Origin of the sequence: Acinetobacter sp. NIOH-H-8, from assembly GCF_046635365.1 — a bacterium.
GTDB lineage: Bacteria > Pseudomonadota > Gammaproteobacteria > Pseudomonadales > Moraxellaceae > Acinetobacter.
Window position 1 is genome coordinate 1 of sequence record NZ_JBHDVN010000090.1, and the last position, 5092, is coordinate 5092.

Annotated in this window: 5 protein-coding genes and 1 pseudogene; 5 read left to right on the forward strand and 1 reads right to left on the reverse strand. The window is 39.0% G+C overall.

Going from position 1 to position 5092, the window contains the following annotated elements; translation table 11 throughout:
* Positions 1-498 precede the first annotated feature (498 nt).
* Positions 499-903 carry a nucleoside diphosphate kinase regulator gene (gene rnk / locus ACEWB7_RS16885; protein ID WP_034171243.1) on the forward strand — a complete coding sequence of 135 codons (405 nt, stop codon included), beginning with the start codon at positions 499-501 and terminating at the stop codon, positions 901-903.
* Positions 904-966: 63 nt separating this feature from the next.
* Here rnk and ACEWB7_RS16890 read toward each other — a convergent pair whose 3' ends face one another.
* Positions 967-1455 (reverse strand): TIGR00645 family protein, encoded by a 489-nt coding sequence (locus tag ACEWB7_RS16890; RefSeq protein WP_312537231.1) that lies wholly within the window; start codon positions 1453-1455, stop codon positions 967-969.
* A gap of 402 nt (positions 1456-1857) precedes the next feature.
* On the opposite strand from ACEWB7_RS16890, the gene ACEWB7_RS16895 reads away from it, so the two are divergent.
* The 4 genes and pseudogenes from ACEWB7_RS16895 to ACEWB7_RS16910 form a co-directional block, all read left to right on the forward strand.
* Positions 1858-2649: a tellurium resistance protein gene (locus tag ACEWB7_RS16895; RefSeq protein ID WP_180068976.1), complete on the forward strand. Its 792-nt coding sequence runs from the start codon at positions 1858-1860 to the stop codon at positions 2647-2649.
* Positions 2650-2665: 16 nt separating this feature from the next.
* A complete protein-coding gene (locus tag ACEWB7_RS16900) occupies positions 2666-3799 on the forward strand; it encodes a toxic anion resistance protein (RefSeq protein ID WP_179993421.1) in 1134 nt (377 codons plus the stop codon).
* Positions 3800-3836: 37 nt separating this feature from the next.
* Positions 3837-4754: a hypothetical protein gene (locus ACEWB7_RS16905; RefSeq protein ID WP_340834541.1), complete on the forward strand. Its 918-nt coding sequence runs from the start codon at positions 3837-3839 to the stop codon at positions 4752-4754.
* A 226-nt stretch (positions 4755-4980) separates the two neighbouring features.
* Positions 4981-5092 (forward strand): annotated as a pseudogene (locus tag ACEWB7_RS16910) (alkyl hydroperoxide reductase); the annotation flags it as partial.

Sequence of the window (5092 nt, forward strand, 5' to 3'; positions counted from 1 at the left end):
TAATTCAAGTGAATTTGTTTGAAAGAAGAACTTTAAAAGCTTTATTTTCACCCGATAAAATACCCATAAAACAAGAGGAAGCTCATTTGAGCTTCCTCTTGTGAAAAATTGTGGGACAGCAATGCCCTCAAGGGGGCTTTTTTATTGGGTGATATTTTTTCTGACTCATCTTCTGTTGCTAGCTTTTACGATGAGTTAAAAGGGAAGATAAGATCAAAGCTTAATCAATCCTATATAGAAAATACTTATCCTTTTATAAAACAAAGTTGAGAAATACAGATCCTATAAATCTGATTTCGAAAAGAGTATTGAGTTTTTCTAAAACTGGTTACATTCTTTGAAAAACAGCTTTATAAGTTGAGTTAAGACACAATTTTTTTAGCAGCTAAAAATAGATTTTTTATATTTGAACTTAATTTAATCTGATTAACCACTTAGAACCTAGATTCATTCGCTTTTTAAAGACTATTCAATCATTCATTAAACAAGGTAGTAAGAATGGCTAAACCAAAAATTATTTTATCTGAACAGGATGTGGAGCGTCTCGAAACCATGCTTGAAAATCAGGACAAGCTCAGTGAGACCATGCTTCAACTGGAAGATGAACTGGCTCGTGCTGAAGTGGTCAAGCCAGAGGACATGCCAAGCAATGTGGTGACCATGCATGCGCGTGCATTGCTGACGATTGCACCATCAACGGAGCCTGTAGAAATTACCCTGGTCTACCCGCATGAGTTTAAAGGTGAAAAAGGGCAAGTGAATGTCGTAGCACCGATTGGAACTGCAATCTTGGGCTTGGCAGAAGGACAGACCATTGAATGGCCGCAACCTGATGGTCAGTTGATGAAAGTCACGATTGAAAAAGTGCTGTATCAGCCGGAACGAGAAGGTGACTATCTATAATTTTTTAGTTAATTCGCCGATATAAAAAGGCCCCTATAATCGGGGCTTTTTAATATCCATGTTTTAATGCTTTGTGAGTTTATCCAGATAACCCATAATAAATGCAGAAATCACAAAAGTCAGATGCATGATGATGTACCACATGATTTTGTCATTCTCGACGTTGCGGGCATCCATAAAAATACGTAGTAAATGAATCGAAGAAATAGCTACGATGGAAGCCGCAACTTTAAGTTTAAGAGAATTGGCATCCATAGTACCGAGCCAGTTCAGGCGGGTTTTATTTTCATCAATTTTGAGTTGTGAAACGAAATTTTCATAACCTGAAAACATCACCATCACAATAAGTCCACCAACCATGCTCATATCAACCAGGGATAGAATCACCAGGATCAGGTCGGCTTCAGTATATTCAAAGATATGCGGCAGGACATGAATCACTTCCTGAAAGAATTTTAAGGCCAGCAATAATAAAGCGAATGATAAACCAAAATAGACAGGAGCTAAGATCCAGCGTGCAGCATACATCGTATTATGAAAAAAACGTTCCATTTTATTCTCAGGTTACCTACTTTATTGTTAATCTTGATCATAAATAATTCATGCTTAAAATTCGAGAATTATTTATATTTTATAATGCCTTATAAGTATTCTTAAGTTTAAAAAAAAGCTTAATTAGGACCATAAATTAACTTAGCATTTATTGTGCTTATCCTTATTTAGTTGGTTATTAGCCTATTTGAGGCTGATGGGAAATGTTATAGAGAGCAACAGCAGGCTAGGGGCAAAATGATTCATACAAGAAATGACTGTAGGCCAAACTTAATTCCAACAATATCTTCAACGTATATAAAGAAAATTCTATGGCTTGAAGCATTCCTTTGCAAAATGCTACATGTTATGTTGAATGAAAAGACGTACTATAAAAATCGAATTTACTGAGTTTAAAGGGCTATGTCACAGATAGATGTTTTGATTCCAATCCAAGACATTGCAGTAGAGCAGAGCGAGATTCTAAGTATCAAGCGCAACGAACTTGTGCCTTTACTCCACGATCAATACAAGCTGAATCATTATGCTGACCCACTTATTCAGGCACAGTCCGTACTATTAAATGGGGTAGATCCGCATCTGACCCAACAACTGAGCCAGACGATTGAACAGCTGATTCAGATGTTGGCTCAATCAAAAAAATATCTGAAAAAACGTAAATTTAATGCCTTGCAGAAATGGCTGGGTATTGATCTGGACTATGGCTCAAGTCAGGTTGAATACTATAAAAAACTGGACTATTTACTGGATCAGGCAGATCACCTTAGCCGTAAGTTGCAAATTGAAATCCAGAAATCCCAATCGCGATTCCAGCAGCTGATCGGTTTACGTGAGCAAATGGCCAAGCATATTGTGGCAGCAGAAGAATTTTTATCTGAATATCCGCAGTTTGTAAGGAATCAGCATCCACTGGATAATTTTTCTGAGCGGCTGTCAAAAAAGGTGCATACCTTAAGAACCTTGCAAAGCAGTAATGACATTGCCATTACCCAGATGCAATTGTCCCAGCAACTGTCTTATAGCCTACTGGATCGGTTTAAAGAAGCGCAACAGGTGCTGATTCCGGCCTGGCAATATCATGTCAAACAAAGCCAGACGAAACACTCGACAAGTGATCTGGAAAAACTTGATAATAGCCGGGACAATTTGATTAAAACGTTAAAAAAGTCACTCGAGAAACCCTCGAATACATAACAATATAAGGTGAAACATGACCAAATCTGATGTAGTAAATTTACCTGTCGAAAGCTCAACTGAACTGACTGAACAGAAGTTCCAGCAAATGGATCTCAAAGAGCTGGGCTTGCAGCCTGCCGATTTTCAGGGGGTCTTGGCAGCACGTAAAGAACTGCAGAATATGAGTCATAATAGTGTGGCCGAATATGGCAAAAATATAGCCACCAAAACTTCAAGCTATACCGATGAATTGCTGAATCTGGTACAAAATAAAGATCTGGATGCAACCGGTCAAAAGCTGAATCAGGTGGTGCAGGTGGCACAGCAACTGAATACCAGCAGTATCTTGAACAAGAAAAAAAGTTCAGGATTTCTGGGCAATATCATCAGCAAATTTAAGGGCGTGAAAGATAATTTTGACTCGCATTTCAATACCACTAAAGAACAGATTGATGTACTGGTCAAGGAAATTGAAACTTCACAATCTGGATTAAAAGCCCGCGTTGATACCCTGGATAAAATGTTCGATGGGGTGCAGGAAGAATACAAGCAGCTGGGTATTCATATTGCAGCTGGACGTTTACGTGAACAGGAATTGCAGCAGGAAATTGCTGCGCTTACAGCTTTGCCACAAGATCAGAGCACCACGCAAAAAATCTATGACCTAAATCATCTAGCCAATAATCTGGAAAAACGCATCAGTGATTTACAGGTATTGCAGCAATCTGCGATGCAGACTTTGCCTATGATCCGGATTATTCAGTCCAATAACCTGATGCTGGTGGATAAATTCTATGCCATTAAAAATATTACGTTACCGGCATGGAAAAACCAGATCAGTCTGGCCATTTCACTGAATGAACAGAAGAACAGCGTACAGCTGGCCAATACCATTGATGATGCGACCAATGAGCTTTTACGCCGTAATGCAGATTTATTGCATCAGAACTCGGTCGATACGGCAAAAGCCAACCAGCGTTCCGTTATTGATATTGAAACGCTTGAACATGTGCAAAATACCCTCATTAAAACTGTTAATGATGTGATTCAGATCCAGAAAGAAGGTGTACAGAAACGTACTGAAGCAACGGTACGTTTAAGAGCCTTACAAGATAATCTGAATCATTTGGTGATTGAATCAAGTACCAGTGGATCTAAACCCAACTAAATGCAGTAGGGCCAAGATCTAAAAAAAGGAGTAGAGATTGCCGCCCTTAGATGAATATGCTGTAAATCCTCAGGAAATCAAGCAAGGGGTCGTCGCACTCAAAAAGCGTCAACGTAATTTGATGCTTTTGGGACTGACCACCTCTACGGTCTGTATTGCATCCGTGATAGGTCTATTCTTTCAGCAGGAAATGGTTTATGGCTTTTTTGGCCTGAGTACTCAGCTTCAACAGCTGCATTTACCAGTCAGTGTCGATGCTAATCTGGCCAGTATTGGGGATAGTCCGGATTATTTCTTTGCTCTATTAAGCTGGTTTGGCTGGCTGATTCTGAAAATCTTTGCCTCTTTTATTGGTGCATTTTTTCTGGTTGGATTGCTGAAGAAGTTTCGCTTCTTCTATGTGCGCTTTCAGTCTTTCATATTGAAGTTTGTAGGCTGGCTGATTTCCTTTATCGTGATCTGGTCAGGACTGACTTATTGGCAATATGACCTGAGAAATGACCGTGAAGACGCTTATCAGCAAGTGGTCTATTACGATAGTAATATCAATGATAGTGAAGTGGCTCGTTATCTGGTTGATTCCGATATTGCTTCACCGGTGAAATCTTATTTACTTGCCCAAACTGCACTCTTGCATAAGCCTGTGGATCTATCCGCAGCCAGACCTTATGTCGCACAAGTAGTTGAAGCAGAGCGGCAGGATAACAAGTTTGAACAATACGGATTTAAACCGGAACAGATCTGGACCATGCAGCAACAGGTCTATGGCAAAAGTCTAACGCCTGTGGCACAAAGTGTAGATCGTCAAGCCCAGCAAGCCGAACAAGTCAGCAAGATTACCAATGTCATCATTATTGGCATTGTCATCTTATTTGCCTTGCTTAGCTTAATCATATTTGTACTAGCTAATTCAATTAAGGGGCGTTCGCTACGTATTGAACAGCGAATCTTCTAAACTTAAAAATGCTCCTTTAAAAGGAGCATTTTTATTTTCCAATCTATATTCGGTTTCTTTGGGATAAAAGGCATAAATTCTAGCGATAATAAAAAATAAAATGAGGAGATGGTTTTTGATCTATAAAAACGATCATTAGGATAAAAACAAACTGTTTTACCTATTTTTGTTATTCACTTAATATAGCTTCATCGAATAAATATTTACTCCCTTGGAGACGTTAGCAATGTTAGATCAAAATACTTCAGCTCAATTAAAAACACTACTTGAACGTTTGGAGGGCCCGATTGAATTAGTGGCAACTCTGGATGGCTCTGACAAATCAGCCAAAATCAAAG